This is a genomic window from Marinibaculum pumilum (genome assembly GCF_042646425.1).
Classification (GTDB): domain Bacteria; phylum Pseudomonadota; class Alphaproteobacteria; order Ferrovibrionales; family Ferrovibrionaceae; genus Marinibaculum; species Marinibaculum pumilum.
Genome location: NZ_JBHRTR010000054.1, coordinates 299,148 through 324,021, shown reverse-complemented (window position 1 = coordinate 324,021; position 24,874 = coordinate 299,148). Strand labels below are relative to the sequence as shown.

Genomic DNA, 24,874 nt, shown 5'->3' with positions numbered 1-24,874 from the left:
CTGCGGCAGATGTGTCGCCGCCGTCCTGGACGGGTTTCCGCCGCGGATTGACGGCTTCCCGCCGCCGGCGTTATCGCGGCGCAACGAAAGGGAGCGAAGGCCATGGCAAAGGGGAAAGCCGAAGGTCGGACGGGCGCGGCAGGGAAGGCGGCGAAAGCCGCCGATGCGGCCGCGCCGCCGCGCCTGCTGTCGGGCGGCAATCCGCAGATTCCCAAGGGTGAGGGCGATGCGCCGGTGCAGGCCTATCTGGCGGCACTGCCCGGCTGGAAGCGCGAGACCGGGCACCGCCTGGACGCGCTCATCGCAGAGACGCTGCCCGAGGTGCGCAAGGCGGTGAAGTGGAATTCGCCGCTCTATGGGATCGAGGGCCGCGGCTGGTTCCTCGGCCTGCACAGTTTCACGAAATATCTCAAGCTCGCCTTCTTCCGCGGCGCCGCGCTGAAGCCGCCGCCGCCGGTCGCCTCCAAGGATCCCGACACCCGCTATTTTCACATCCACGAGGGCGAGCGGCTGGACGAGGCCGCCCTGGCGGACTGGATCCGGCAGGCGGCGGCCTTGCCCGGCTGGGATCCCGGCGCGCGGAGCGGCGGCACCGCGCAGCGGAAGGCAAAGCCGGATGCCGGCGCAGCCGCCGCGGAAGAGGTGCCGCCGGCGTCAGCGCAGATCGACGGGACGATCGCCGCGCTGGGCGACTGGCGGGGCGCGATGCTGGCGCGGCTGCGCGCCGTGATCCGGCGGGCGGACCCGGAAGTGGAGGAAGAAGTGAAATGGCGCGGCGTGCCGGTCTGGTCGCATGCCGGCATCCTCTGCACCGGAGAGACCTACAAGGACAAGGTGAAGATGACCTTCGCCCGCGGCGCCGCGCTCGACGACCCGGCCGGCCTGTTCAACGCCAGCCTGCAGGGCAATGCGCGGCGGGCGATCGACATCCGCGAGGGGGAGGCCGTCGACGAGGCCGCCCTTGCGGACCTGATCCGCGCCGCCGTGCAGCTGAACCTGTCCCGCGCCGGCCGCCGAAAGCGGTAGCCGCCACCGTCAGGCGGTGGCTGCCGGCTTCCGCGCCACCAGGAAGGGGCGCATGTCCCGGCCCTTCGACCCGTGCCGCTCGCGCGCGACGATCTCGAAGCCCGCCGCCGCGATTTCCCGTTCCAGCTGCCCGCCGTCGAGGAAGGCGACCGACGGCGCCTTGCCCGCCAGCTGCATCGCCGGGATCAGGGCGCGGAAGGCCAGGCGGGCGGGCCAGCCGGCATCGCCGAGGCAGACCGTCTTGGAGATGAAATGCCCGCCTGGTTTCAGTATCCGGTGCAGGTTGCGCAGCACGGCGGCGCGGTCGGTGACCAGGTGCAGCACGTTGAAGCCCGCGACCGCGTCGAAGGCGGCATCGGGCCCATCCATCGCCGCCGGGTCTGCGGCCTGGAAGGTCGCGTTCGCGCAGCCCTCCGCCGCCGCCCGCTCCCGTGCGATGGCGATCATCTCCGCCGAGATGTCTGTGGCGACCAGCTCCGCCACATGCGGCGCCAGCCGCAGCGCGGTGGTGCCGGTGCCGCAGCCGAACTCGAACAGCCGGTCGGTCGCGCGGAGGTAGTGGCGGCATCGCGCCAGGCTGCGCTCATAGCCCTCGGGGTCGGCGATCTTCGACCGCGCATATTTCCGCGCGGTGCGATCCCAGAACCGCGCGTCGCGCGACACTGCCGCGCCGGGTCGCAAGTCTCGAGCTTCGGTGGGCAAGGCGGGCTCCCCTTTCCGGACAGACGGCCGGAGATGCGGCGTTTCTGCCCTCACGGTCAATGGCGGGAATCCGCATCGGCCGCCTCTTGCTATCATTCATTCAAGTAACAATATAAGTTACATGAAGCGCGACAGCCGATTGTCCGATGTCCTGCATGTCCTGCTGCACATGGCGGAGGCCGGGGGGCCGGTGACGTCCGAAGTCCTGGCGAAGGCGATGGGCAGCCATCCCGTGGTCGTGCGCCGCACCCTGGCCGGGCTGCGGCGGCAGGGGCATGTGCGCTCTGAAAAGGGTCATGGCGGCGGTTGGTCGCTGGCCTGCGACCTGGCACAGGTGACCCTGCGCGACATCCATGAGGCCCTCGGCGCGCCCGACCTCGTCGCCCTCGGTCACCGGACGGAGGCACCGGGCTGCCTGGTGGAGCAGGCGGTGAACGCCGCCCTGGACCGTGCCGCGCGGGAAGCCGAGGCGCTGCTCCTCGCCCGCCTGGGGGAGGTGACCCTGGCGGCTCTGAGCGCGGATTTCCATCGCCGGCTCGCCGCATGCGGCGGCCCGGGGGAAAGCGAACGAACGACCTATGACATGGAGGTGGTGCATGGCGATTGATGCCGGTGACCTGCAGGCCCATTTCGCCGATCCGGCGGCGGTCGCGCGCTATGCCGAGGGCCCGCCGCGCTTCGTGCCCGGCTTTGCCGACCTGCACCGCATGGCCGCGATCCTGCTGGCGGAGGTCGTGCCGGACGATGCGCGCCTGCTGGTGCTGGGCGCGGGCGGCGGACTGGAGCTGAAGGCCTTTGCCGCGGCGCAGCCCGGCTGGCGCTTCGACGGCGTCGACCCGGCGCCGGAGATGCTGGCGCTGGCCGGCCGGACCATGGGGCCGCTGGCGGACCGCGCGCGGCTGCATTGCGGCACCATCGACGATGCCCCCGACGGCCCGTTCGATGCGGCGACCTGCCTGCTGGTGCTGCATTTCCTGGACGCGGCGGAGCGCCGCCGGACGGCGGAGGCGGTCCGCCGCCGCCTGAAGCCGGGCGCGCCCTTCATTGCCGCCCATTCCAGCTTCCCGCAGGCGGAACCGGCCCGCGCCCGCTGGCTCGACCGCTATGCCGCCTTCGCGATCGCCAGCGGCGCCGATCCGGGCCTGGCATGGAACGCCCGCGCGGCCGTCGACCGCAGCCTGGCCCTGCTCCCGCCGGAGGCGGACGAGGCGATCCTGCGCGAAGCGGGCTTCCGCGATGTCACCCCGTTCTATGCCGCCTTCACCTGGCGCGGCTGGGTTGGCTATGCGTGAGGCGGGTCGGTTGGTTCAGGTCCCGGCGCGCTCGCGCAGGAAGCGGCGATAGGGCAGGTCCCACCAGCTGGTCGCGGTGCGGCTGCCGTCATGCGGGACATGGCGGAGGGGTGCGGCGGGCTCCGGCCGGTCGCCGACCACGGTGACCCGCTGGATCACCCGCTCGCCGGTGAAGTCGTCCAGCACATGGTGCTGGGTGCAGCGATTGTCCCACATCGCGATGGTGCCCGCCTGCCAGCGGTAGCGGATGGTGAAGCGGGGCTGGGTGGCGTGGCGGGTCAGGTGCGCCAGCAGGACATCGCTCTCCGCACGGCTCAACTCGACGATGCGGCGGGTGAAATGCTCGTTCACGAACAGCGATTTCCGCCCGGTCACCGGATGCCGGCGGATCACCGGGTGCACGGCCATCTTCTCCGCCCGGTCATGCGGCGCGGCGTTGTGGATCGCGGACAGCCCCTCGCACAGCTCCTTCATCGGCTGCGACAGCGCGTCATAGGCGCGGTACATGCTGGCCCACATCGTGTCGCCGCCAACGGCGGGACATGTCCGCATGTGCAGGATCGAATAGATCGACGGCTCGTCCTGGAAGGTCAGGTCGCTGTGCCATTCGTCGGCGATGCCGCCGGCGCCGTCGGTCGCGCGCAGCTCGAAGAATTCCGGCCGCTCCGGATCGGTCGCCAGGTTCGGATGCCCTTCCAGCCGACCGAACAGCCGCCCGAAGGCGATATGCTCGTCCGGGCTCAGATGCTGCTCGGGAAAGAACAGCACCTGGTGCCGCATTAAGAGGTCGGTGACGGTCGCGGCCTCATCCACCCCCGCCCCGGCCAGCCGCAGGCCCCGCACCTCCGCCCCCAGGGAGCCCGAGAGCGGCCTGACATCCAGCCCGGCCTCCGCCGCCTCCGCGATGGCCATAGTCGGTTCCTCCTCCCGCCGGTTTCTTGTCCGGCATCTTCGGACGGTCGGACCCGGCGGGCAAGGCGGCCCGCTTGGCGCAACGCATCCGAAGACGGTCGACAGCTGGAGAAGCGCGTGGCCGGCGCTGGGCCGGCGATGAGGGAGCGGATGCGAACCTCTGCTGCCCTCCTTCGCCAAGGCTATGGAGGGCACGCCTTCGCCCGAGATGCGGTTCCGGGTGGCCTGCCACCCGAAGCCCGCCAAAGGGACTTTGGGGGGCGAAGGGTGGCGGAGGGAGGGGGATTCGAACCCCCGAGGGGCTTCCACCCCAACACGCTTTCCAGGCGTGCGCCTTAAACCGCTCGGCCATCCCTCCGGAGAGCGCCGGGCCTGCGGGCCGGTCGTCGCACGCCCCTGGGGGCGCGGCTGCGGGGCCGCAGGCTGCGCTGCATGAGGCGCGCATCATAAGAATCCGGCGCCTCAATGCAATGGTCGTGAATGCGGTCCTGTCAGCGACACGCGGCCGCGGCTGGAACCCACCCGGCAGGCATTCCCGCAGGGGTGAATTGCCTTTGTCGGTTGCAATGAGCGACATTGGCCTTTCACTCCCTGCCCGGCCGGCTGCCCGGGCGCGACATGCGAGGCGCCCTTGTCCTTCATCCTGCGCACCATCGGCTGGATCCTGCTGTTGCTGGCGGTCGCCGCGCTCGGCGCCGACCTGCTGAACTGGCTGCAGACCGGCGACCTGCAGTTCCAGGAATTCGGCCGCCGCTGGTACCAGCTGCATTCCGAAAGCCTCAACGCCTCGCAGGCCGGCGTGCAGCGCCATCTCTGGCCCGGCCTGTGGGATGCGATCCGCTGGCTGCTGCTTCAGCCGGCCGTGCTGGTGTTCGGCATTCCCGGCCTGGTGCTGGTTTTGCTGTTCCGCCGGCGCCGGACGCGGGTGCTGTGACATGACGGGCTTCACCGAATCGACCGCCGGCTACCGCGCCGTCGGCCGGCTGTACAACGCGCTGATGACCGGACTGGTGCTGACCCTGGTCAGCCAGCGCGGGACCGAGGCGGCGGAGGCCTATGTCTTCGGCCATTTCCGCCGCCAGCATCTGGAGAAGTTCCTGCCCGGCCTGGCCAAGCTGGGGCTGGACCGGCTGCCGCATGCGGTGGCCTGCGCGCAGTACCACTTTTTCTCCAACGCCCTGGGCGGGGTGAAGACGGAATACATGCCGGAGAGCGACGCCAAGGCCTGGGTGCGCTATCCGCCGCCGCGCTGGATCTGGCAGGGCACCGCGATCTGCGGCATCCCGCGCACGGTGAACGAGGCGATGCTGCACGGCTGGCACGGCCATAACGGGGTCAGCCTGGGCAATCCGCGCCTCGGCTTCGTCTGCACCGGCCAGACGGTCGCCGGCGATCCCGGCCTGGAAGGCTATTACTTCGAATACGACCGCGACCTGGCGCCGGAAGAGCGGGTGCGCTTCGCCGAGAACGAGCGGGCGCCGCCGCACGATCCCGCCGCAGAGCCGGTGCTGGAGAGTGCCGCCTGGCCGGCGGAGCGGCTGGCCAAGATCGAGCGCGCCTATGCGGTGGAATATCTGCGCGCCATGCTGCCGGTTATGCAGGACCAGTGGGGGGCGGCGGAAGCGGCCGCCCTGATCGGCCGCACAGCGCGCCTGATCGGCCTGCAGTTCCACGAGGCGGTGATGGCCGACCTGGGCATCGCCGGGCGCACGGCAGAGGATTTCGCGCTCATGCTGCAGCGCCTTTCGCAGGCGCAGGGCGATGCGGCGGAGATCGGCCGCGACGGTGGCGCGGTCACCGTGGTGCAGAAGGGCTGGCGCCTGGTGGAGGGCCTGCCGGTGGCGCCGGAGATGGCGCTGGATGCCTGGAACCCGCTGTGGGAGGGGGCGCTGGCCGCGCATGACCGCTTCCTGCGGCTGGAGACGGTGCTGGACGGCGGCGGCATCGTCTGGCGGATCGGTGGTGGCTGAGGGAGCGATACCGGTCGCGCAATACGGCCCGGCCGTCGAGCCGGGGACCGTGACGGGAAGGAGACGCTGCGCGGGACGGTTCTGCCGGGCTGCGGCGACGCATCGTCGCGGCCCTCGGGTCGAGCCCTACGGCATTCACACATCTCGTCAGGGAGCCAAATCAGCCCTGCGGTCCTCCCTTTTTGCCGTCATCCTCGGCCCCCGAGCCGAGGATCGTGGCAAGGCGGCGAAGCTGCGCGGCCTCCCTGTCCCGTCAGGCCCCTCGGGTCAAGCCCGAGGGCGACGGCAGCAGGGAGGCGTGTCGAAGAGAAGAGATATGTGAATCCCGTAGGGTCGGGCCCGAGGGCGACGGCAAAGATTGTGCGGCGGCGGGATCCAGTGCCGCGGAGTCTGAGGCCTACGACTCGTCGCCGATGCGCAGGGCGGCGATGAAGGCCTCCTGCGGGATCTCCACATTGCCGACCTGGCGCATCCGCTTCTTGCCCGCCTTCTGCTTCTCCAGCAGCTTGCGCTTGCGGGTGATGTCGCCGCCATAGCATTTCGACGTGACGTCCTTGCGCATCGCCGACAGGGTCTCGCGCGCGACGATCTTGCCGCCGATCGCCGCCTGGATGGCGATGCGGAACATCTGCCGCGGGATCAGCTCCTTCAGCCGCTCGCAGAGCTGCCGGCCGCGCCCCTCCGCGCGGCTGCGATGCACGATCAGGGCGAGCGCGTCGACCGGCTCGTCGTTCACCAGGATCGTCAGCTTGACCAGATCTTCCTCGACATAGCCGTCCATCTGGTAGTCGAAGCTGGCATAGCCGCGGCTGACCGATTTCAACCGGTCGTAGAAGTCGAACACCACCTCGTTCAGCGGCAGGCGGTAGACCGCCATCGCGCGCGACCCGGCATAGGTCAGGTCGAGCTGTTCGCCGCGGCGTTCCTGGCAGAGCTGCAGGATCGAGCCCAGATGCTCGTCGGGCACCAGGATCGTCGCCTTGATCCAGGGCTCCTCGATGCTCTCGATCTTCATCACCTCCGGCATGTCGACCGGGTTGTGCAGCTCCCGCTGCGTGCCGTCGCGCATGTTCAGGTGATAGACCACGCTGGGGGCGGTCGTGATCAGGTCGAGGTTGAACTCCCGCTCCAGCCGTTCCTGCACGATCTCCAGGTGCAGCAGGCCCAGGAAGCCGCAGCGGAAGCCCAGGCCCAGGGCGGCCGAACTCTCCGCCTCGAAATGGAAGGAGGCGTCGTTCAGGCGCAGCTTGCCCAGGCTGTCGCGCAGGTCGTCGTAGTCGGCCGCGTCGGTCGGGTAGAGGCCGCACCAGACCACCGGGATCGACGGCTTGAAGCCCGACAGCGGCTCCGGTGTCGGGTTGCGCTCCTCGGTGATGGTGTCGCCGACATTGGTATCGGCGATGTCCTTGATCGCGGCGGTGAAGAAGCCGATCTCGCCAGGACCCAGCTCGTCCACCACCGCCTTCGCCGGGGTGGAGATGCCGACCCGGTCCACCAGGTGCACCGTCTTGTTGGCCATGAAGCGGATCTTCATGCCCTTGCGGATGCGCCCGTCGATCACCCGCATCAAGACCACCACGCCCAGATAGGCGTCGTACCAGCTGTCCACCAGCAGCGCCTTCAGCGGCGCGTCGGCATCGCCCTTCGGCGGCGGCAGGCGGTGGACCAGCGCTTCCAGCACGTCCTCGATCCCCATGCCGGTCTTGGCGGAGACCTCCAGCGCGTCGGTGGCGTCCAGGCCGATCACATCCTCGATCTGTTCCTTCACCCGCTCCGGCTCGGCCGCCGGCAGGTCGATCTTGTTCAGGACCGGCACGATCTCATGGTCGTTGTCGATCGCCTGGTAGACGTTCGCCAGGGTCTGCGCCTCCACCCCCTGGCTGGCGTCGACCACCAGCAGCGAGCCCTCGCAGGCGGCCAGGGACCGGTTCACCTCGTAGGCGAAGTCCACATGGCCGGGCGTGTCGATCATGTTCAGGATGTAGGTGCGGCCGTCGCGCGCCTTGTAGCTGAGGCGGACGGTCTGCGCCTTGATGGTGATGCCGCGCTCGCGCTCCAGGTCCATGGAGTCCAGCACCTGCGCGGTCATCAGCCGCTTGTCGAGGGCGCCGCAGCTCTCGATCAGCCGGTCCGCCAGGGTGGACTTGCCATGGTCGATATGCGCGATGATCGCGAAGTTGCGGATATGGCTGAGGTCGGTCATCGCCGGATCGGTTCCAGAATCTCTCTAAAGGTTGGGCGCGCCGTCATTCGGGCAGCAGCAGGTCCTCGATAGCGAATGGCGCATCCTCCGCCGTCGGCACCTTGAAGGTGCCGGAGGCGCGCAGCACCGGTTCGCCGTCGGCCCGCACCAGGCATTCGGCGAAGGCGATCCGCCGGCCGGTCTGCAGCACCTCGGCGGATGCCTCCACCCACTGGCCGGCGCGGCCCGGCGCCAGGAACTCCGCCGTCAGCGAGACGGTCGGCAGGAACTTGCGCCGCACATCGTCGCTGGAGGTGGAGCAGGCGAAGCCGATCGCCATGTCCGCCAGGCTCATCAGCCAGCCGCCATGGCACATCCCCGCCAGGTTGTCGTGGTCCTGGGTCAGCCGGCTCGCCATGGTGAAGCGCCCCGGCCCGTCCAGCCGGCCGTAGATCGGCCCGTTGGCGGTGGCGAAGGCGCAGAAGTCCCGCAACCGGCGGAAACCGGGCGGTACCGGCAGGACGGGATCCTGCCGGGAGGGTGTTTCGGCGGACAGGCTGGACATGGCGCGGGTACATATCACCGCGCCTGCCGAGCGGCAATGTGGCAGCGATTGCCGTCCGGCGGCACCGCTCCTATCATCCGCGCCATGCTGCACCAGGTGCCCGAAGACCGCGCCGCGCCGCCCGTCGCCGACGAGCAGCGCCGCCGCTGGCATGCCTACTACACCGAGAAGCGCATCACGCACCAATGGTTCCAGGTGCATCTGCTGCGCGACCTGCCGGTGACCGACATCCTGGAGGTCGGGCCCTATTGGGGCCTGGTCACCGCGATGCTGGCCAATGCCGGCTACCGGGTGACCACCCTGGACGTCTCTCCCATGCCGCCGCCGCTGGGCGCGGTGGGCCATGTGCAGGCCGATATCCGCGCCCTGAAGCCGGAGCAGTGCGCCGGCCACGACGCGATCATCGCCTGCGAGGTGCTGGAGCATATCCACTGGCCGCAGGTCGACGGCGTGCTGGCCGCCATGGCCGCCTCCGGCACCCCCTGGCTGATCCTGTCGGTTCCTTTCGAGGGCACGCAGTTCGGCATGAACCTGTACTGGAACCGGCATGTCTTCCGCCGCCGCTCCTTCCTGCGCAAGCTGCGCTTCCTGAAGCGCTTCCGGATCCGCGACCACGAGGATTTCGACGCCCACAAGTGGGAGGTCGGCTATCGCGAGACGCCGCTGTCGGCGCTGCGGGAGAAGGTCGAGGCGGCGGGCTGGCGGATCGAGCGGCAGGATTTCACCGCCGACTGCCGGTCCGTCTTCCTCGTATGCCGGAACGCGCGCCCGGCCGCTTCGGCTGCGGGACCCTAGGCTGCTGCGGCCGGGCCCGCTGCGATGGCGGCGGCGGGTCGCCGGGCAGCACGTCCTCGGCGCGGATCTCCTTCCACTCCCCGGGCGCCAGGTCGCCGAGTGCCAGGGCGCCGATCTCCACCCGCACCAGCCGCAGGGTCGGCACGCCGACCGCGGCGGTCATCCGACGGACCTGCCGGTTGCGCCCCTCATGCAGGGTCAGCAGCAGCCAGGAGGTCGGCACCGTCTTGCGGTAGCGGATCGGCGGCTCGCGCGGCGGCAGGTCCGGGGTCTCGTCCAGCAGCTTCACACCCAGGGGCCGGCTGGGCCCGTCCTTCAGCACCGGGCCGTTCGCCAGGGCGGTCAGGGTGGCGGCGTCGGGCACGCCCTCAACCTGCGCCAGGTAGCGGCGCGGATGGGCGAAGGCGGGCGACAGCAGGCGTTCGATGAACGGCCCGTCGTCGGTCAGCAGCAGCAGCCCCTCGCTGTCCTTGTCCAGCCGGCCGGCGGCATAGACCCCGTCCGGCAGGCCGAAATCCGCCAGGGTGCGCTGCTGGGCTGTGCCGGTGAACTGGCTCAGCACCCCGTACGGCTTGTGAAAGGCGATATAGCGTGGCACGAGGGCGAGTGTGCCATGCCATGCCGACGGAGTCGCGGGCCACACCGCCGCAGGGCGGGGGCGCGGCCCGCGGCCCTTCCCCGGACCCCCGCCCGATGACACAGACCGACCGGCATGACGACCTGACGCCGGTACCGCGACGCCAGGGGCTCAGCTACTATCAGGCCACGGCCCGCGCGGCGCCCGGGGCGCCGTCGCTGCGCGGCGCGGCGCGGGCCGATATCTGCATCGTCGGCGGCGGCCTGACCGGGATCTCCACCGCCCTGCATCTGGCCGAGCGCGGCACCGACTGCGTCGTGCTGGAAGGCAGCGCGCTGGGCGAGGGCGCTTCGGGCCGCAACGGCGGCCAGGTCGGCACCGGGCTGAACTGGTCGCAGGAAAGGCTGGAGGCGAAGCTGGGGGCCGGTTGGGCCGCCGCCCTCTGGCGGCTGACCGAGGACGCCAAGGCGATGATCCGCGACCGGGTGGCACGCCACGGCATCGCCTGCGACCTGCGCCACGGGGTCGCCCACCTGGCGCATCGCCGGCGCCTGGTCGACGAGTACCGCCGCACCGCCGGCCAGCTGCAGGACCGCTACGGCTATGCCGACATCCGCTTCGTCGATGCGGCCGAAGCCGCGGCGATCAGCGGCAGCGCGGCCTATTTCGGCGGCACCCTGGACATGGGGGCGATGCACCTGCATCCGCTGAACCTGCTGCTGGGCCTGGCCGAGGCTGCCGTGGCGGCCGGTGCGCGCCTGCACGCGCAGACCCCGGCCGTGGCGGTGGAGCGGGTCGCCGGCGGCGGCTTCGCGGTGACGGTGCCGGACGGTCAGGTGCGTGCGGACCGCCTGGTGGTCGCCTGCAACGGCTATCGCGGCCGCTTCCTGCCGGAGATCGGCGGCCGCATCCTGCCGATCGACAATTTCATCCTGACCACGGCGCCGCTGCCGCCGGACCTGGTGCCGCCGGTCCTGCCGGCGGGGCATGCCGTCGCCGACAGCCGCTATGCGGTGAATTATTTCCGCCGCACGGCCGACAACCGGCTGCTGTTCGGTGGCGGGGAGAATGCCGGCGGGCCGCAGCCGCAGGACCTGAAGCGATTCGTGGGCCAGCGCATGTGGCCGGTCTTCCCGCAGCTGCGGGACCTGGCCATCGACCATGCCTGGGCCGGTACCCTGGCGATAACCGCCTCGCGGCTGCCGGAATTCGGCAGGACGGCGGACGGCATATACTATGCCCACGGCTATTCCGGCCATGGCCTGGCCCTGTCGCTGCTTGCCGGCCGGCTGCTGGCGGAGGCCGCCGGCGGTGACGGCGCGGCCGGCGGCGGCGCAGGGGATTGGACCGACTGGGACCGGCTGGCGCGGCTGGAGCATCTGCCCTTCCCGGGCGGGGAGCGGTTCCGCCGGCCGCTGCTGGCGCTGGCGCTGGCCTGGTTCCGCCTGCTCGACCGGCTCTGAGCCGTCGGTCGGTACGATCGGGAGTGTGGCGCGTGCGCCTGTCGACGAAGCTGTTCCTGGCCTTCCTGCCCGCGGTGATCGCGGTGATGGCCGGCCTGTTCCTGGTCGCCATCGACGCCTTCGAGGACGGGCTGCTGCGCGGTCACCACGCCCACCTGGAACGGGTGCTGACCGCCCTGCAGCAGGTGGAGGCCCCGGCGACCCTGCCGCCTGCCGCGACGAAGCGCGATCCGGCGCAGGCCGAACCGGCGACCGGCGCACAGGAAAAGGGCGGCGGCCAGGCGGCGGACGGCGGCGGGACGGGCTGGCTGAGCCGCGGCATCGGCGACCATCTGGACCCCGACCCGGGCACCCGCGAGGGCGCGCTCGCGCTCGCCTGGCAGCAGATCGTGCTGCGCGAGGAGCGTCATCTGACGGTGCTGCGCAGCGACGGCACCCTGATCATGAGCACGATGCGCGGCGGTCGCGACTACGAGGCGCTGTGGCGCGACCTGCTGGACGGGCGGAACCCGGCCTCGCCGCCGCTGGCCGGGGTCGCCCCCCTGCCGGGCCGGTCGGTTCCCTACGTGGCCGGCGGCTATCCGGCCTATGGCTGGATGCTGGTGGTGAGCGCGCCCCGCGATACCGTCGCGCTGGCGCTGAAGCGGCTGGAATGGTGGATCCTGGGGATCGGCGCGGCCCTGTCCATGCTGCTGCTGGGCCTGGCCTGGCTGCTGGCCCGCCGGCTGATCCTGCGCCCGGTCGCGGTGCTGGAGCGGGCCGCCGGCGACATCGCGGCGCAGCGCCAGGTGCAGCGGATCCCGGTGCGCGGCCGCGACGAGCTGGCCGCCCTGGCGCGGGCGCTGGAGGAGATGGCCGCCGACCTGGCCGCCGCCTTCGGTGCGGTGCGGCGTGAGCGCGACATGAACGCGGTTCTGATGAGCAGCGCGCCCGCCGCGGTGGCGGTGCTGGACGCCGACCGCCGGATCCTGCAGTGCAACGGCCGCTTCGCGCAGGCCTTCGGCGCCGCCGCGGTGTCGCGGCCGATCGCCGAGATGGTCGCGGCGCCGGCGGAGCGGCAGGAGGCGGAAGCCCATTTCGCCGATACCCGCCCGCCGGTGCGGGAGTTCCAGCTGCCGGGCGGTGCCGACAGCGCCGTCTTCGCCTGGACCATCGCCCCCCTGCCGCCGGGCAGCGAGCCATCCGCACCGGGCATGGCGGCGCCGGCCTTCATCGCCACCGGCCTGGACGTCACCGCGCGCCACCGGGCGGAGGCGGCGCGGCGCGCCCTGCAGGCGGAGCTGGAGCATCGCGAGCGGCTGGAGACCCTGGGCACCTTTGCCGGCGGCATCGCCCATGACCTCAACAACATCCTGACCCCGGTCGTCGGCTATGTCCGCATGGCGGAGGAACGGCTGCAGGCGGCTGCGCCGGCGGAGGGGGCGGCGGAAGACGATGCGGCCCTGGCCGACTATCTGGAGCGGATCCGCCGCGCCGCCGACCGCGCCCGCTACGTGATCCGGCAGATCCTGACCTTCGGCCGCAAGGTCGGCCCGGAGGCGGAGCTGATGGACCTGGCGGAGGCGGTGGGCGACAGCCTGGACCTGGAGCTGCCGGAGAGCGAGACCGGCATCGCCCTGGTACGCGACCTGCCGGACGATGCGGCGGCCCGGCCGATGGTCAATGCCGACCCGGTGCAGCTGCACCAGGTGCTGTCGAACCTGATCAGCAATGCCCGCCACGCCATGCCGGAAGGCGGCGAGATCAGGGTCTCCGTCGGCGTCGAGCAGGAGATTGCGGGAAAGGACGGGCCCTGGGCGCTGCTGCAGGTCAGCGACAGCGGTACCGGCATGCCGGCGGAGGTGGCGGCGCGGATCTTCGAACCCTTCTACACGACGAAGCGGACCGGCCGCGGCACCGGGCTCGGCCTGTCGGTGGTGCACGGTATCGTCGGCGCCCATGGCGGCCGCATCGACGTGACCAGCCGGCCGGGCGCGGGCACGACATTCGCCATCCGCCTGCCGCTGGCGGGGACGGTCGCGGCACCGGGCGCCGCGGCGCCGGTCCCGACAGCGCGGCCCGCTGACGAGGACGGGCATGAGGTCGCGCTGCCGCCGGGGCTGCGGGTGCTGGTGGTGGACGACGAGACGGAGCCGCGGGAGCTGGCGCTGGCGGTGCTGGTGCAGGCCGGCTGCCGGGCGCGTGGCGCCACCGGCGGGGCGGAAGCGCTGGCGCTGCTGCAGGGCGAGCCGGCGGCGGCGCAGACGCAGCTGCTGCTGACCGACCTGACGATGCCGGGCATGGGCGGGCGCGAGCTGGCGGCGGAGGTCGGCCGCCGCCGGCCGGGCCTGCCGGTGGTGGCGATGACGGGCGGGCCGCAGGAGCCGGAGGCCGCCGACCGTTTCGCTGCCTGGCTGGCCAAGCCCTTCGCGCCGGAGGATCTGCGGGCGGCGCTGGGCCGCGCCCTGGCCGGCAAACGAATGCAAGGTTGACGGGGATTGCCAGAGCAAGATTGCCAGGGGCAACCGGATCGGGGACAACAGGTCGGTGGTTGCCGGCAACGGGATGGGGACAGGGTGAGCGGAAAAGCGACGATCCTGGTGGTCGAGGACGATGCTGAGGTGTCCGCGATCGTTCGCGACATGCTCAGCGACGAGGGCTATGCGGTGGAGTGCATGGACCGGGCCGCACCGCTGATGCCGCGGCTGGAGCAGGGCGGGGTCGACCTGCTGATCCTGGACCTGATGCTGCCCGACGCGGACGGGCTGGACATCACCATGGCGCTGCGCGACCGCAAGGGCATGGGCCTGGTGATCCTCAGCGGCAAGTCGGAGACCGACGAACGCATCATCGGCCTGGAACTCGGCGCCGACGATTATGTGCCGAAGCCGTTCGAGCCGCGCGAGCTGCTGGCCAGGGTGCGCAGCGTGATGCGGCGCCTGGGCCGCGCCGCGCAGGGCGATACCGAGGCCGCGCTGCTGTTCGACGGCCTGCGGCTGGATCCCACCGCGCGATCCGTGGCGGGCCGCGACGGCGCGCCGATCGCGCTGTCGAACAGCGAGTACAGCCTGCTGCTGGCCTTCGTCCGCAATCCCAACCAGGTGCTCAGCCGCGAGAAGCTGCTGGAACTGACCCACCAGGCCTATATGCCGGCCTTCGACCGCAGCATCGACGTGCGGGTCGGCCGGCTGCGCAAGAAGATCGAGCGCGATGCCCACGAGCCCGGCCTGATCCAGACCGTCCGCCATATCGGCTATATCTTCGCCACCCGTGTGGAGGAAGAGGGCGAGATCTGAGCGGTGCTGCCGCGGGCTTCCCGCAGGTAGCGTCGCGGCGGCGCGCCGAAGCGGGCTGCGAAGGCGGCGACGAAATTGCTGGCATGGTCGTAGCCGACGCGATAGGCCACCACCTTGAGCGGCAGGCGGGTCGTTTCCAGCACGATGCGCGCCCGGTCGAGGCGCTCGTTCCGCAGGAGTTCGAACGGCGTCGCGCCGAACAGCAGGCGGAAGCCGGCGGTCAGCCGCCGCTCCGGCATGCCGGCAAAGACCGCCAGCGCGCCGAGGGTGGGCGGGTCGCGCATGTCTTCCAGCAGGCGGGTGCGGGCTGCGAACAGCGTGTCACGGTCGCGGGCCGAAAGCCGCTGGGAGGCGGGCGGCAATCTGTGCCGCGCCGCCGCCGCGGCCTGCACGGCCAGGAGCTGCAGCACCGCCCCTTCCAGCATCAGGCGCCGCAGCGGGCCGTTCAGCTCCCGGCTGAACAGGCCGGCCACCAGCCGGCGCATCGTGCGGTCGCTGGCGGTGGTCAGGATGCGGCTGCGCTCCGGATCCGGTTCAAGCAGGGGGCGCATGGCGGCCGGCATGGTGCCCTCCAGCAGCCGTTCCACCCGTTCCAGCGACAGCCCGTAGCCGGCTGACCGGAACCGGGTCCCGGCGGCCAGGCGGTAGGCCGCGCGCCGCCCCGAGGGCCGGAACAGCAGGGCATTGTCAGCCGATGTCCGCGTGCCGCTGCCGTCCAGGAAGTCGATTTCGGCACAGCCCGACAGGGTCAGCTGGCTGCCGATCCACCGGTCCGTGCGGTCGTCCTGCGCTTCCACGGCAATATCGCGGCGTGCCTGCACGTCGGTGAGGAACAGGCGCAGCCCGGGCCCGATCTCCAGCCGCTCGATCCGGCACCGCCATTGCGCATCGTCCGTCTCGATGCGCTCACCCACAGGGATCGGGCGCGCATCTGCGGCCTCGCGCAGCAGCCACTCGACATCCGGCATCGCCTGCTCCCGCCCCAGCCGGCTGCGGCCTCGCACCGGCAATCCGGGCGGGTTGCGCGGGACGGGGATCTCCGATGCAGCCGGACCGCATAATCATGCGTAGACACGCATAACTCAACATCGTTGCGGAGTTTTGCAACCCATACAAGACTTCGGCGGCGGCCCGTTCCACAGGCCGCCGGACGATGCGGGGAGAAGCGCGATGACGGATGACGGAACGGATTATGCGGCGGCAGCGACCGCCACCTTTCAGCAATTGAAGCCGCTGTTCCAGGCGTCAACCAATTTCTGGCAGCTGGGCCACACCTTCGACACCGTCATCGACTATCTGGCCAACGTGTCGGCCGACGACGCGCCGGTCTTCGGCGGCATCGCCCGGGAACGCTACCGGATCACCTCCGATCCGATGATGAAGTCGGCATGCCTTTACGACGATTATGGCTGGTGGGGCCTGGCGTCACTCCGGGCATCCGGCTTCGCCCCCTTCCGGCCGGAAGACAGGGAGCAGTTCGAGCGCGCCGCCCATGACTGCTGGAACATCATCGACATCTGGGGCGCCGCGGTCTGGGAGAAGGCGGACCGGAAGGTCTGGGCGCAACTGGAGCCGCGGCATCCCGGGGGCGTCTGGAACTGCAGCTTCGCCGCGTCGGAGGTAGACGGCGACTGCGCGACGCCCTGCAACCCGCTGGCCCGGACGGATGCCATTCGCGGCTTCCAGAACACGGTCACCAATACGCTCGCCCTGGACCTGTCCACCCGCATGTGGCTGTCCGCACGGAGCGACGAAAGCAAAGCGAGGTACCGCGCGAGCGCGGACCGCCAGTTCGGTTTCCTCAAGGCATGGTTCGCCGACGAGGGATCGCCGCAGACAAAGGTGGAGCCGCTGCTGTTCTACTATGCCGCCCCGCCGGACGGCGGCGCGCCCGACCGTTGTGTCGTGCGGGAGAGGGTCAGCGCCTATGCCGACGGGTCGACCGAGGACGTCCTGGGCTTCCAGAGCAAGCTGGCCTGGGCCGGCGACCAGGGGCTGCTGCTGGGCGGGCTGGTCAGCATGATGAAGGCGCGCGGTCCGCAGCATCACGACTATCCGCTGATGCTGACGGTCGCCCGGCAGCTGCTCACCGGGATCCAGGATTATCTTGTCGCTGGTGGCCTGCTGCAGGCCTGGGCCGGCGGAGATGCGCCGGCCGGAGACAAGGCCGACTACCTGACCGGGATCGCCTCCTGCATGCGCTACCTGCTCTACGCCTGGCAGCAGGGCGAGGCGCTGCGACCGGCCATGGACAATGACGACTTCAAGGCGTTCGTCAGGCGCAATGCCGATGCAGCGGCGGAGCGCAGCCGGATCGACCGGGGCGACATGACCGATCGTACCAACGATCTGGCCACCCTCGTCCTGGCCAAGGTCGTCGGCGTCTAGGGAGAGGCCTGGGGGGCAACGGCTCGCAAGGCTTCCTTGCGTGGCGCGGCCGGGGTCAGGACGGAAGCGGGCGCCCTGTCCGGGCCGGCGCGGCGCAGCCGCAGCGCGACCCCGTCCCGACGGCCCTGGGCATCGACCACCGCAATGTCCAGGAAGCCGGGCCCGTCGGGGCTGAGCATGGCCTGCCGCGACAGCGTCGGCGACGGAAGCGGCCGGCCGTCCACCAGCCAGCGCAGCGGCCGGGTGCCGCCCTCCGCCTGCAGCGGCAGGCCGCCGGCCAGGTCGCGCAGGTCCAGCTCCGCCGTATCGGGCGGGAAGGTGATGCGCGGCGCGCCGTCGTCGAAGCGAAGTGCCGCCAATTGCGCCGCACCGCCGTCCAGGCGCTGCAGCGGCGGCGGCAGGTCGGCATGGCCGGCGACCAGGGTGCCGGGCGGCACCGGCCCGGGCGGCGCTGCGCCGGCCGGCAGCAGGTCGAAGATGCGGAACAGGATCGGCGCCGCCGCCGACAGGCCGGTGATTCCGGCCAGCGGCGTGCCGTCAGCACGGCCCAGCCAGACGCCGACCGTATGGTCGCGGTCGAAGCCGACCGCCCAGGCATCGCGGAAGCCGTAGGAGGTGCCGGTCTTGAAGGCGATGCCGCGGCTGGCATAGCCGGCGGCGACCCGGTCCGCCGGGCGGCCGGCATCGGCCAGGATGCGGCCGACATGCCAGCGCGCCGGGGCGCCGAACAGCGGGGCCTCGTCCGCCGCGGGTCTCCCTTCGCCGGGCACCGTCCGCAGCGGCCGCACACGGCCGTCATCGGCCAGCGCCGCATAAAGGCCGGTCAGGTCGCGCAGATTGATGCCGACCCCGCCCAGGGCGACCGCCAGGCCCGGGGCGGCATCGTCGGGCAGGGCCAGGGCGGTGCCCGCCCTGCGCAGCCGGCTGACGAAGGCCGGCGGACCGAGCCGTTCCATCAGCCGTACCGCCGGCACGTTCAGGGACAGCTGCAACGCCTCCCGCAGGGTGATGTCGCCGTGATATTCGCTGGCGAAATTACGCGGCCGGTAGCCGCCGAAGCTGGCCGGCGCGTCGCGCACATAGGTCTCCGGATGCGCCAGGCCGGCATCGAAGGCCATGGCATAGATCACCGGCTTCAGGGTGGAGCCGGGCGAACGCGTGGCCGTCACCATGTCGACATGGCCGGCGCGGTCCTCGTCCAGGAAATCCGCATTGCCGGCATAGGCCAGCACCCGCCGGCTGCGATTGTCGACCACCAGCGCGGCAATGCCGGCGGCCGCGCCGAAGGCCGGTGCGCGCGCCGCAAGGATCGCTTCCACCTGTGCCTGCAGGTCGGCATCCAGGGTGGTGGCGAGCGGCGCCCGCTGCCAGCCGCCGGAGCCGGCTTGTCCGGCATCCCGGGAAGCCAGGTCGCGGGCCAGATGCGGCGCATGCACAGCGATCGCCCGCTGTGCGCCCGGCAGTGGTTCCAGCGCGGCGCGCGCGGCCACGTCCGCCGCCAGCACACCGGCCGCGGTGCCGCGCGCCAGGATCGCCGCGCGGGCAGCGGCCGCCGCCTCCGGCGCGCGATCGGGGCGCAGCCGCGCCGGCGCTTGCGGCAGGGCCACCAGCAGCCCCGTCTCGCCTGGTGTCAGGGCCCGGGGCTCCTTGCCGAACCAGGTCAGCGCCGCGGCGCGCACCCCCTCCACCCGGCCGCCATAGGGCGCCAGGGTCAGGTACATCGCCAGGATCTCGTCCTTGCCGAAGCGCCGCTCCAGCTGCCAGGCGCGGAACATCTCCTCCAGCTTCGCGGCCAGGGTGCGGGGCTTCGGGTCCAGCAGGCGGGCCAGCTGCATGGTGATGGTGGAGGCGCCAGAGCGCACCCGGCCGCTGGCGAGGGCGGTCAGCGCCGCACGGGCCACGGCCAGCGGATCGACCCCGTCATGCCGGCGGAAGCGCTTGTCCTCCACCGCCAGCAGCAGCGCCCGATAGCCGGGATCGATCTCCGCCAGGTCCTGCGGCCGCACCGGCAGGCGCAGGATGCCGTCCTCGCTGGGGAACAGCCGCAGCACCCGGCCGTCGGCGGCGGTGACCACCGCGCCGGTGGCGTCGAGCCGCGACAGGTCCAGCGGCGACAGGTCGTCTGCCGCGCGCAGGCCGGCCGTCGCGATGCCCAGCCCCGCCACCGCCAGCAGGGCCAGCACGGCGACCTGCCGGCCCAGCCGGCCGGCCTTTCCCATGCCATGCGCGGTTCTGGCGGAAGCATGTCGTTCTCGGGCTCGACCCGTCCACAGGCGTTGCCCGTGAACTCCATTCCGCAAGCTGTTCAGAAGCCCGGATGCTTGCGGAATGGATCCCGGGTCAAGCCCGGGATGACCCGTTCGCTTGTGGTGACGCCGCCACATCTGCCGGCTGCCGTTCCGCGCCGGCTCAGGGACGCGCCACCGTGAGTTCGCCGATCGCGCCGCGGGCGAACAGGTAGGGCTGGTACATGTCCTCCACGAAGGGCGCCGGATGCACGTAGCGGCCCGGGGTCACCGCGCGGACCAGGTAGGCGAAGGCGAAGCGGGCGCCCTCGCCCTCCAGGTCGATGGCGGCGAGGTAGCGGTCGCTGCGCACCCCCTCGAACAGCGGCTCTGTCAGCACCGGCAGGAAGGGCAGGGCGGACAGGGCGGTCGTGCCCCCCGTTGCCTGGCTCTCGATCTCCAGCCCGGCGGGCAGCAGGTCGACCACCAGCGCCTGGTGGCTGCCGCCGTCGCGGGCCGCACCTTCGACCAGTGCGACGAAGCGGTCGTTCTGCCGCACCCGGTCCAGCGTCACCTCGCGGCCCTCGAGGGTGAAATAGCGGCGGCTGATGCGGAAACCCTGCTCCGCCGGCGGCAGGCTGGCCGCCGGCACGCCGCGCACCGTCTCGTAGGCCCAGACGGCTGCGGCGCCGGCATTGCGGACCGTCACCGCCGGGTCGCCGCCCTGGAGATGCTCGGTCACCGCTGTCCGGACCGGCTCCAGCAGCCGGCCGGCGACCTCCAGGCGCATGGCTTCCGCCCGGCCGCCGGCATCCGCCACGGCATGGGCGGCGCGCAGCAGCCAGGCCTGCTCCTGGGTGCTCAGATGGTCGCGGGACGCCGCCGCGCCCGAGACCGCGTTCAGCAGCGGGGTCAGGCGGTCGGCGGACACCTCCGCCTCCGCCAGCACCGCCAGGGTGGCGGCCGCGTCGCGCAGGCTGGAGCCATAGTCCCGCCAGTCCGCCGCCCGCGGCTCGGTGCCCGCCTCGGCCGCCGCGAGCACCAGGGCGGGCGCATCCTCCAGCGGCTGCCCGGCGGCACGGCGCGCGGCGCCCAGGAAGGCCAGGCCCAGCGGCGTGGTCACCTGACCGGACAGGCTCTCCGCCCAGTAGCGCAGGCCGCTGGCGTCCATCGCCGGCATCCGCGACAGCACGTAGAGCGCATAGGCCCGGCCGTCCGGGGTCAACCCTTCCGGCGGGTAGCGCAGCGCGTTCTTCATCCAGTCGGCGCCCTGTGCCGTCACCGGTTCGGGCACGGCATGGCCGGCGGCGCGGGCGCGGCTCAGGAAGTCCATCGCATAGATCGTCAGCCAGGGTTCGGCCGGCCCGGACTGGTTCCACAGCCCAAAGCTGCCGTCCGGCTTCTGCCGGGCGATGCTACTGCGGATCGCCGCCTGCACGGCGGCATCGGCGGCCACCGGTTCGGCCGCCACGCCGGTCCAGTTCGCCGCGAGGCTGCGGGCGAACAGCTCCGGATAGGCGGTGGACACCGACTGCTCCAGGCAGCGATAGGGATAGTCGCGCAGGGCGGCCAGCAGGCCGGGCACGTCGACATCGGGCACCGGGCTGATGCTGAGGTCGATGCGCGCGGTGCCGGCGATCATGCCGGCTTCTGCCGCCGTGGTGCTGGTGAAGCTTTCGCCCGCGGCGAGCTGCAGCGACCGGCGTTCGCTCTGCCAGGGCTGTGCCGGGCGCACCGCGATCTCCCAGTCCTGCGCGATGTCGATGCCGCCGGGAGAGGTCAGGCGCAGCGCCAGCCGGCCGGTGCCGACACTGGTGCCGGACAGGGTCACACGGTGGCGCACCCGGCCGCCGGCTGCGATCCGCTGCTCCAGTTGGCCGCCGTCCAGCACCGCGACGGCGCCCTCCGCCGTGACCGTGGCGGTATAGGTGCCGTCGCCGCCCTCGACATTGTCCAGGGACAGGAGCGCCTCCGCCTCGTCGCCGGGGGCCAGGAACTGCGGCAGGATCAGGCTGGAGACAACCGGGTTGCGCACCGTCAGGGCGGCGCTGCCGGCGCCGACCGCGGCGCGGCTCCAGGCCACCGCCATCAGGCGCAGCCGGCCGTTGAAGCCGTCGGGCAGGGCCAGGGTGACCTGCGCCCGGCCCTCCGGCCCCGGTGTCACCGGCCCCTCGTACAGATGCACGACCTTCACCGTCTGCACCGAGACGCCGTCCAGGTTGCCGCCGCCATCGCCGCCGGAGCGCGGATTGCCGCGCATGCCGGTGGCGGGCGCGATCAGGCGGCCATAGAGGTCGTGGACATCCATCGCCAGGCGCCGCTGGCCGAAGAAATGGTCGGCCGGGTCGGGGCTGGTGAAGTCGGTGAGCTGCAGCACGCCTTCGTCCACCGCGGCGACGGCCAGCCGCATCTCCTGCGGCAGGGCGGTGCCGGCGGCGGCGGTGACCTGCAGCGGCACGGTCACCTCGGTGCCCGGGCGGGCGACCTCCGGCGGGTCCAGGCTGACGCCCAGGCGGCGCGATGCCGTGCCGATCGGGAACCAGGCGGCGCCCATCGCCCGGGACGGGCCGCGTGCAGTCCGGTCGTCGCCGCCGGCTTCCGGCCGGTAGGCGGTCGCCAGCAGGTAGGCGCCGACCCCCCAGTCGGCCTGGACCGGGATCGAGACATGGGCCCCCGATGCCGGCAGCGGCAGGGTGCGGCGATAGCGCAGGCCGTCATTGACGACCATCACCTCCACCACCCCGGCAAAGGGCGCCTTCACGAACGCTTCCACCGGGCCGGTGCCGGCGTCGCGCGGCGCCAGGCTCAGTTCCAGCGCGTCCGGCGTATCGGGCAGGCTTGGTGTCACCCCCCAGCCGACCTGGAAGCGCAGGCTGGAGGCGGCACCGGCGCCGCGGTCGGCGACCTCTAGGCGGTAGCGGCCCCAGGGCAGGCGCTGGGACACCGTCGCCCGGCCGTCGCCGCCGACCGACAGGGCGCTGCTTTCCACCACGCGGTCGCGCACCGTCTCGCGAAAGCGCAGGCGGCCATCCTCCCAGTACCAGAAATAGTCGACATCCTCGGCGATCCAGCTGACCTCCAGGTCGCGGCCGGCGACCGGCTCGCCCGCGCCGTCGACCAGCGCCACCTCGAAGCCGGCGGCCTGGCCTTCGGCGACCTGGCCGTCGGCGAAGCCGGGCTTCAGGCCGATGGACGGCCGCTCCGCGCGCACCGGCAGGGTCAGGCTGCGGCTGACCGGGCGGCCGCCCTCGCCGAACAGGCTGACGGCAATCCGTGCCTGCAGCGGCTGCGCCGCGTCCGGCAGGCTGTCCAGCAGCAGCGGCAACTCGGCATGTCCCGCCGCATCGGTGCGGACCTCCGGCAGGCTGCGCCGCTCCGGGCTGTAGGGGTCCTGCACCAGTCCGAAACGGAAGCCGGGCAGGCCGGGAAACGGTGCGGGATCGGCCTGCAGGGTCAGGGTGCCCTTCACCGGCAGGTCGGCCGCCGGCGCGCCGTAGAGATATTCACCGGTCGCCTTGACCGTCACCGTCTCGCCGGCGCGGATCGCCGCCGCAGCGCTGTCCAGGGTCAGGGCGATGCGCTGGGGAACGAAGTCCTCCACCGTCACCTGCAGGCTGCCGACCGGGTCCGCCGCCGGATCGGCATGGGCGGTGACCGTCCACTGCCCGGTCTGCGATGCCTGCGCCAGCGGGAAGTCGGCCCGCAGCGCGCCCAGGCTGCCGCTGACCGCGGTCTGCCGCGCCGCCTCGCGGCCGTCCGGCTGCGTCAGTTTCAGCACCACCGGCATGCCGGGCAGCGCCAGGCCGTCGCGGTCGCGCACCAGCAGGTTGACCGGCAGGGTCTCGCCCGGGCGATAGACGCCGCGGTCGCTGTACAGATAGGCGTCGACCGGCCCGGGCGCCGGCCGGCCGGCCACCCCGCGCTCGGCCAGTTCCAGCGCCGGCCCGGTCAGGTCCAGGAAGGTGAAGTCGCCCTCGGCCGCCGCCGCGGCATAGAGCGCGGCCGGCCGGTTGCCGCCGCTGCCGCGCAGCAGGCCGGGGGCGATCAGGGCATAGCCGTCGGCATCGGTGGCCACCCGGTCCAGCACCTGGTTGTTGCGCGACACCAGGCGCAGTTCGACCCCCGGCATCGGCTCCGCGCTGCGCAGGGACCGCGCGACGACGTGCAGGCCGTCGCTGCCCTGATAGCTGGCCAGGCCGATATCGGACAGCACGATCCATTGCGCCGCCCAGTCGGTCCAGGACCATTCCAGCTGCTCCGGATCGTCGGCATTGGCGGCCAGCAGGACATAGATGCCGGGCTGCGGGGCCGGCATCATCTCTGCCAGCGGGACGGCGGTGCGCTGCTCCTCGTCCGGCGGGTCGGCCAGCTCCATCGTGCCGCGCCAGACCTGCTCGCCGCTCTCCGCCGCCAGCTCGTCGACCTGGCCGCCATAAAGCGGGTTGTGCAGACCCTCGCGCAGCCGGTTCACCAGGTTGCGGTCGGCGATCCGCATCAGCCGCAGGGCGACCTTGGAGACGTTGACCGAACGCAGGTCCACCGCCGGCGCGCGTGCGGTGGGCAGGACATAGGGGCCGGTCGGGAAGCTGACCGCGGCCGGCCGGTGGTCGACGGTGAAGGCGACATCCTCGTCCGCTGCCAGGGCCGGGCCGTCGGCCTGCGGCAGGCCCTTGCGGACCACGGCGCGATAGCTCTCGCCATGCTGCAGGCCGCCGATGCACAGGCCGGCCGGGCCGGCACTGACCGACACCGGGCCGCCGTCCTCCAGGCGGAGATAGTCCTGCGCCGGCAGCGGCAGCGGCTGCGCCAGCGGCCGGGTGAAGCGGATGCAGGCCTCCGGGATCGACTGGTCGGCCAGCACCTGCACCTGTTCCACCCGCATCAGGTACTGCGCCTCCAGCCAGTCCAGCCGGTCCTCGCGCAGCTTCGGGTCGCCGGCCGCCGCCTGCGCGGCACGCAGCGCCGCGGCGGCATGGCTCCAGTCGCGCTCGACCGCCAGCGCATCGCTCAGTGCGCCATAGGCCGCCGCCCGTGCCGCGCCGTCGCCGGACCGGTCGGCCGCCTCTACCGCCAGCCAGGCCGCCGCCGCCGCCTCGCCGCCGTTGCCGGCATTGCCGTACAGCTCCGCCAGCTTCACGAAGGCGGCACCGTCGCGGCCGCTGCCGCGCAGCCGGTCGCGCTGGACGATCTGCTTCTGGAAGGCGATGGCGCGGTTCCAGTTCGCCGCGTCCGCGGCGCTGTCGCGGCTGGCGGCCAGCGCGTCGCGGGTGACCTGCGGGGCGGCCGCGACGCCGTCCAGGATCGTGTCCTGCAGGCGGGCGGCACGGTCCGCCAGGCCGGCGGGCGGCGCAAAGGCCGCCTGCGCCATGGCCGGCGGCGGCGCCGACAGCAGCACGGCGGCAAGCAGCAGGGACAGAAGGGCGGCGGTCCGAAGGGCGATGGCGGACATGATGTTCCTCCCCGGCGCAGATCGCGGCGCGGATTTCCCGTCGCCGGTCGCGG

18 protein-coding genes and 1 tRNA gene are annotated in these 24,874 nt (G+C 72.2%); 10 read left to right on the top strand and 9 right to left on the bottom strand.

Annotated features, from left to right (window positions below; genetic code table 11):
* The first annotated feature begins 102 nt into the window (after positions 1–102).
* The gene (locus ACFOGJ_RS28375; protein WP_379906661.1) at positions 103–1,026 is read left to right on the top strand and encodes a DUF1801 domain-containing protein; all 924 of its coding nucleotides are present in this window, start codon (positions 103–105) and stop codon (positions 1,024–1,026) included.
* 9 nt (positions 1,027–1,035) lie between these two features.
* Here the strand turns inward: ACFOGJ_RS28375 and ACFOGJ_RS28370 are convergent, their stop codons facing one another.
* Entirely contained in the window at positions 1,036–1,728 is a 693-nt protein-coding gene (locus ACFOGJ_RS28370) for a class I SAM-dependent methyltransferase (RefSeq protein WP_379906660.1), read from the bottom strand.
* Positions 1,729–1,849: 121 nt separating this feature from the next.
* Here ACFOGJ_RS28370 and ACFOGJ_RS28365 point away from each other — a divergent pair, with 121 nt between their 5' ends.
* Positions 1,850–2,335 (top strand): Rrf2 family transcriptional regulator, encoded by a 486-nt coding sequence (locus tag ACFOGJ_RS28365; protein WP_379906659.1) that lies wholly within the window; start codon positions 1,850–1,852, stop codon positions 2,333–2,335.
* On the top strand, positions 2,325–3,020 hold the full coding sequence (locus ACFOGJ_RS28360; RefSeq protein ID WP_379906658.1) for a class I SAM-dependent methyltransferase: 696 nt from the start codon (positions 2,325–2,327) through the stop codon (positions 3,018–3,020). Before ACFOGJ_RS28365 ends, ACFOGJ_RS28360 begins: the two co-directional genes overlap by 11 nt.
* Positions 3,021–3,035: 15 nt before the next feature.
* Here ACFOGJ_RS28360 and ACFOGJ_RS28355 read toward each other — a convergent pair whose 3' ends face one another.
* Both ACFOGJ_RS28355 and ACFOGJ_RS28350 read right to left on the bottom strand, forming a co-directional pair.
* Complete coding sequence (locus ACFOGJ_RS28355; RefSeq protein WP_379906657.1) at positions 3,036–3,932, bottom strand: TauD/TfdA dioxygenase family protein; 897 nt, start codon at positions 3,930–3,932, stop codon at positions 3,036–3,038.
* 268 nt (positions 3,933–4,200) lie between these two features.
* A tRNA-Ser gene (locus ACFOGJ_RS28350) sits at positions 4,201–4,290 on the bottom strand.
* A gap of 273 nt (positions 4,291–4,563) precedes the next feature.
* On the opposite strand from ACFOGJ_RS28350, the gene ACFOGJ_RS28345 reads away from it, so the two are divergent.
* Together ACFOGJ_RS28345 and ACFOGJ_RS28340 are read left to right on the top strand one after the other, a co-directional pair.
* Positions 4,564–4,866, top strand: a complete 303-nt coding sequence (locus tag ACFOGJ_RS28345) for a hypothetical protein (RefSeq protein WP_379906656.1) — start codon at positions 4,564–4,566, stop codon at positions 4,864–4,866.
* A gap of 1 nt (position 4,867) precedes the next feature.
* The gene (locus ACFOGJ_RS28340) at positions 4,868–5,902 is read left to right on the top strand and encodes a hypothetical protein (RefSeq protein WP_379906655.1); all 1,035 of its coding nucleotides are present in this window, start codon (positions 4,868–4,870) and stop codon (positions 5,900–5,902) included.
* 397 nt (positions 5,903–6,299) lie between these two features.
* On the opposite strand, the gene lepA is transcribed toward ACFOGJ_RS28340, so the two are convergent.
* Together lepA and ACFOGJ_RS28330 are read right to left on the bottom strand one after the other, a co-directional pair.
* Positions 6,300–8,105, bottom strand: coding sequence for a translation elongation factor 4 (lepA, locus tag ACFOGJ_RS28335; RefSeq protein WP_379906654.1), 1,806 nt, complete (start codon positions 8,103–8,105; stop codon positions 6,300–6,302).
* A 43-nt stretch (positions 8,106–8,148) separates the two neighbouring features.
* On the bottom strand, positions 8,149–8,649 hold the full coding sequence (locus ACFOGJ_RS28330) for a PaaI family thioesterase (protein ID WP_379906653.1): 501 nt from the start codon (positions 8,647–8,649) through the stop codon (positions 8,149–8,151).
* Between the two features lie 84 nt (positions 8,650–8,733).
* Here ACFOGJ_RS28330 and ACFOGJ_RS28325 point away from each other — a divergent pair, with 84 nt between their 5' ends.
* Positions 8,734–9,444, top strand: coding sequence for a class I SAM-dependent methyltransferase (locus ACFOGJ_RS28325; protein ID WP_379906652.1), 711 nt, complete (start codon positions 8,734–8,736; stop codon positions 9,442–9,444).
* Here ACFOGJ_RS28325 and ACFOGJ_RS28320 read toward each other — a convergent pair.
* On the bottom strand, positions 9,371–10,042 hold the full coding sequence (locus ACFOGJ_RS28320; RefSeq protein ID WP_379906651.1) for a pseudouridine synthase: 672 nt from the start codon (positions 10,040–10,042) through the stop codon (positions 9,371–9,373). The genes ACFOGJ_RS28325 and ACFOGJ_RS28320 overlap by 74 nt on opposite strands.
* A gap of 95 nt (positions 10,043–10,137) precedes the next feature.
* On the opposite strand from ACFOGJ_RS28320, the gene ACFOGJ_RS28315 reads away from it, so the two are divergent.
* The 3 genes from ACFOGJ_RS28315 to ACFOGJ_RS28305 all read left to right on the top strand — a co-directional run bounded on the left by ACFOGJ_RS28315 (position 10,138) and on the right by ACFOGJ_RS28305 (position 14,759).
* On the top strand, positions 10,138–11,484 hold the full coding sequence (locus ACFOGJ_RS28315) for an NAD(P)/FAD-dependent oxidoreductase (protein ID WP_379906650.1): 1,347 nt from the start codon (positions 10,138–10,140) through the stop codon (positions 11,482–11,484).
* A 32-nt stretch (positions 11,485–11,516) separates the two neighbouring features.
* Positions 11,517–13,955 (top strand): ATP-binding protein, encoded by a 2,439-nt coding sequence (locus ACFOGJ_RS28310; protein ID WP_379906649.1) that lies wholly within the window; start codon positions 11,517–11,519, stop codon positions 13,953–13,955.
* A gap of 84 nt (positions 13,956–14,039) precedes the next feature.
* Positions 14,040–14,759 carry a response regulator gene (locus tag ACFOGJ_RS28305; RefSeq protein WP_379906648.1) on the top strand — a complete coding sequence of 240 codons (720 nt, stop codon included), beginning with the start codon at positions 14,040–14,042 and terminating at the stop codon, positions 14,757–14,759.
* Here ACFOGJ_RS28305 and ACFOGJ_RS28300 read toward each other — a convergent pair.
* Positions 14,717–15,727, bottom strand: a complete 1,011-nt coding sequence (locus ACFOGJ_RS28300; RefSeq protein ID WP_379906647.1) for a helix-turn-helix transcriptional regulator — start codon at positions 15,725–15,727, stop codon at positions 14,717–14,719. The genes ACFOGJ_RS28305 and ACFOGJ_RS28300 overlap by 43 nt on opposite strands.
* 202 nt (positions 15,728–15,929) lie before the next feature.
* On the opposite strand from ACFOGJ_RS28300, the gene ACFOGJ_RS28295 reads away from it, so the two are divergent.
* Positions 15,930–17,147 (top strand): hypothetical protein, encoded by a 1,218-nt coding sequence (locus ACFOGJ_RS28295; protein ID WP_379906646.1) that lies wholly within the window; start codon positions 15,930–15,932, stop codon positions 17,145–17,147.
* On the opposite strand, the gene pbpC is transcribed toward ACFOGJ_RS28295, so the two are convergent.
* A complete protein-coding gene (pbpC, locus tag ACFOGJ_RS28290) occupies positions 17,144–19,366 on the bottom strand; it encodes a penicillin-binding protein 1C (protein ID WP_379906645.1) in 2,223 nt (740 codons plus the stop codon). The genes ACFOGJ_RS28295 and pbpC overlap by 4 nt on opposite strands.
* 190 nt (positions 19,367–19,556) lie before the next feature.
* On the bottom strand, positions 19,557–24,821 hold the full coding sequence (locus tag ACFOGJ_RS28285) for an alpha-2-macroglobulin family protein (RefSeq protein WP_379906644.1): 5,265 nt from the start codon (positions 24,819–24,821) through the stop codon (positions 19,557–19,559).
* Between the last annotated feature and the right edge of the window lie 53 nt (positions 24,822–24,874).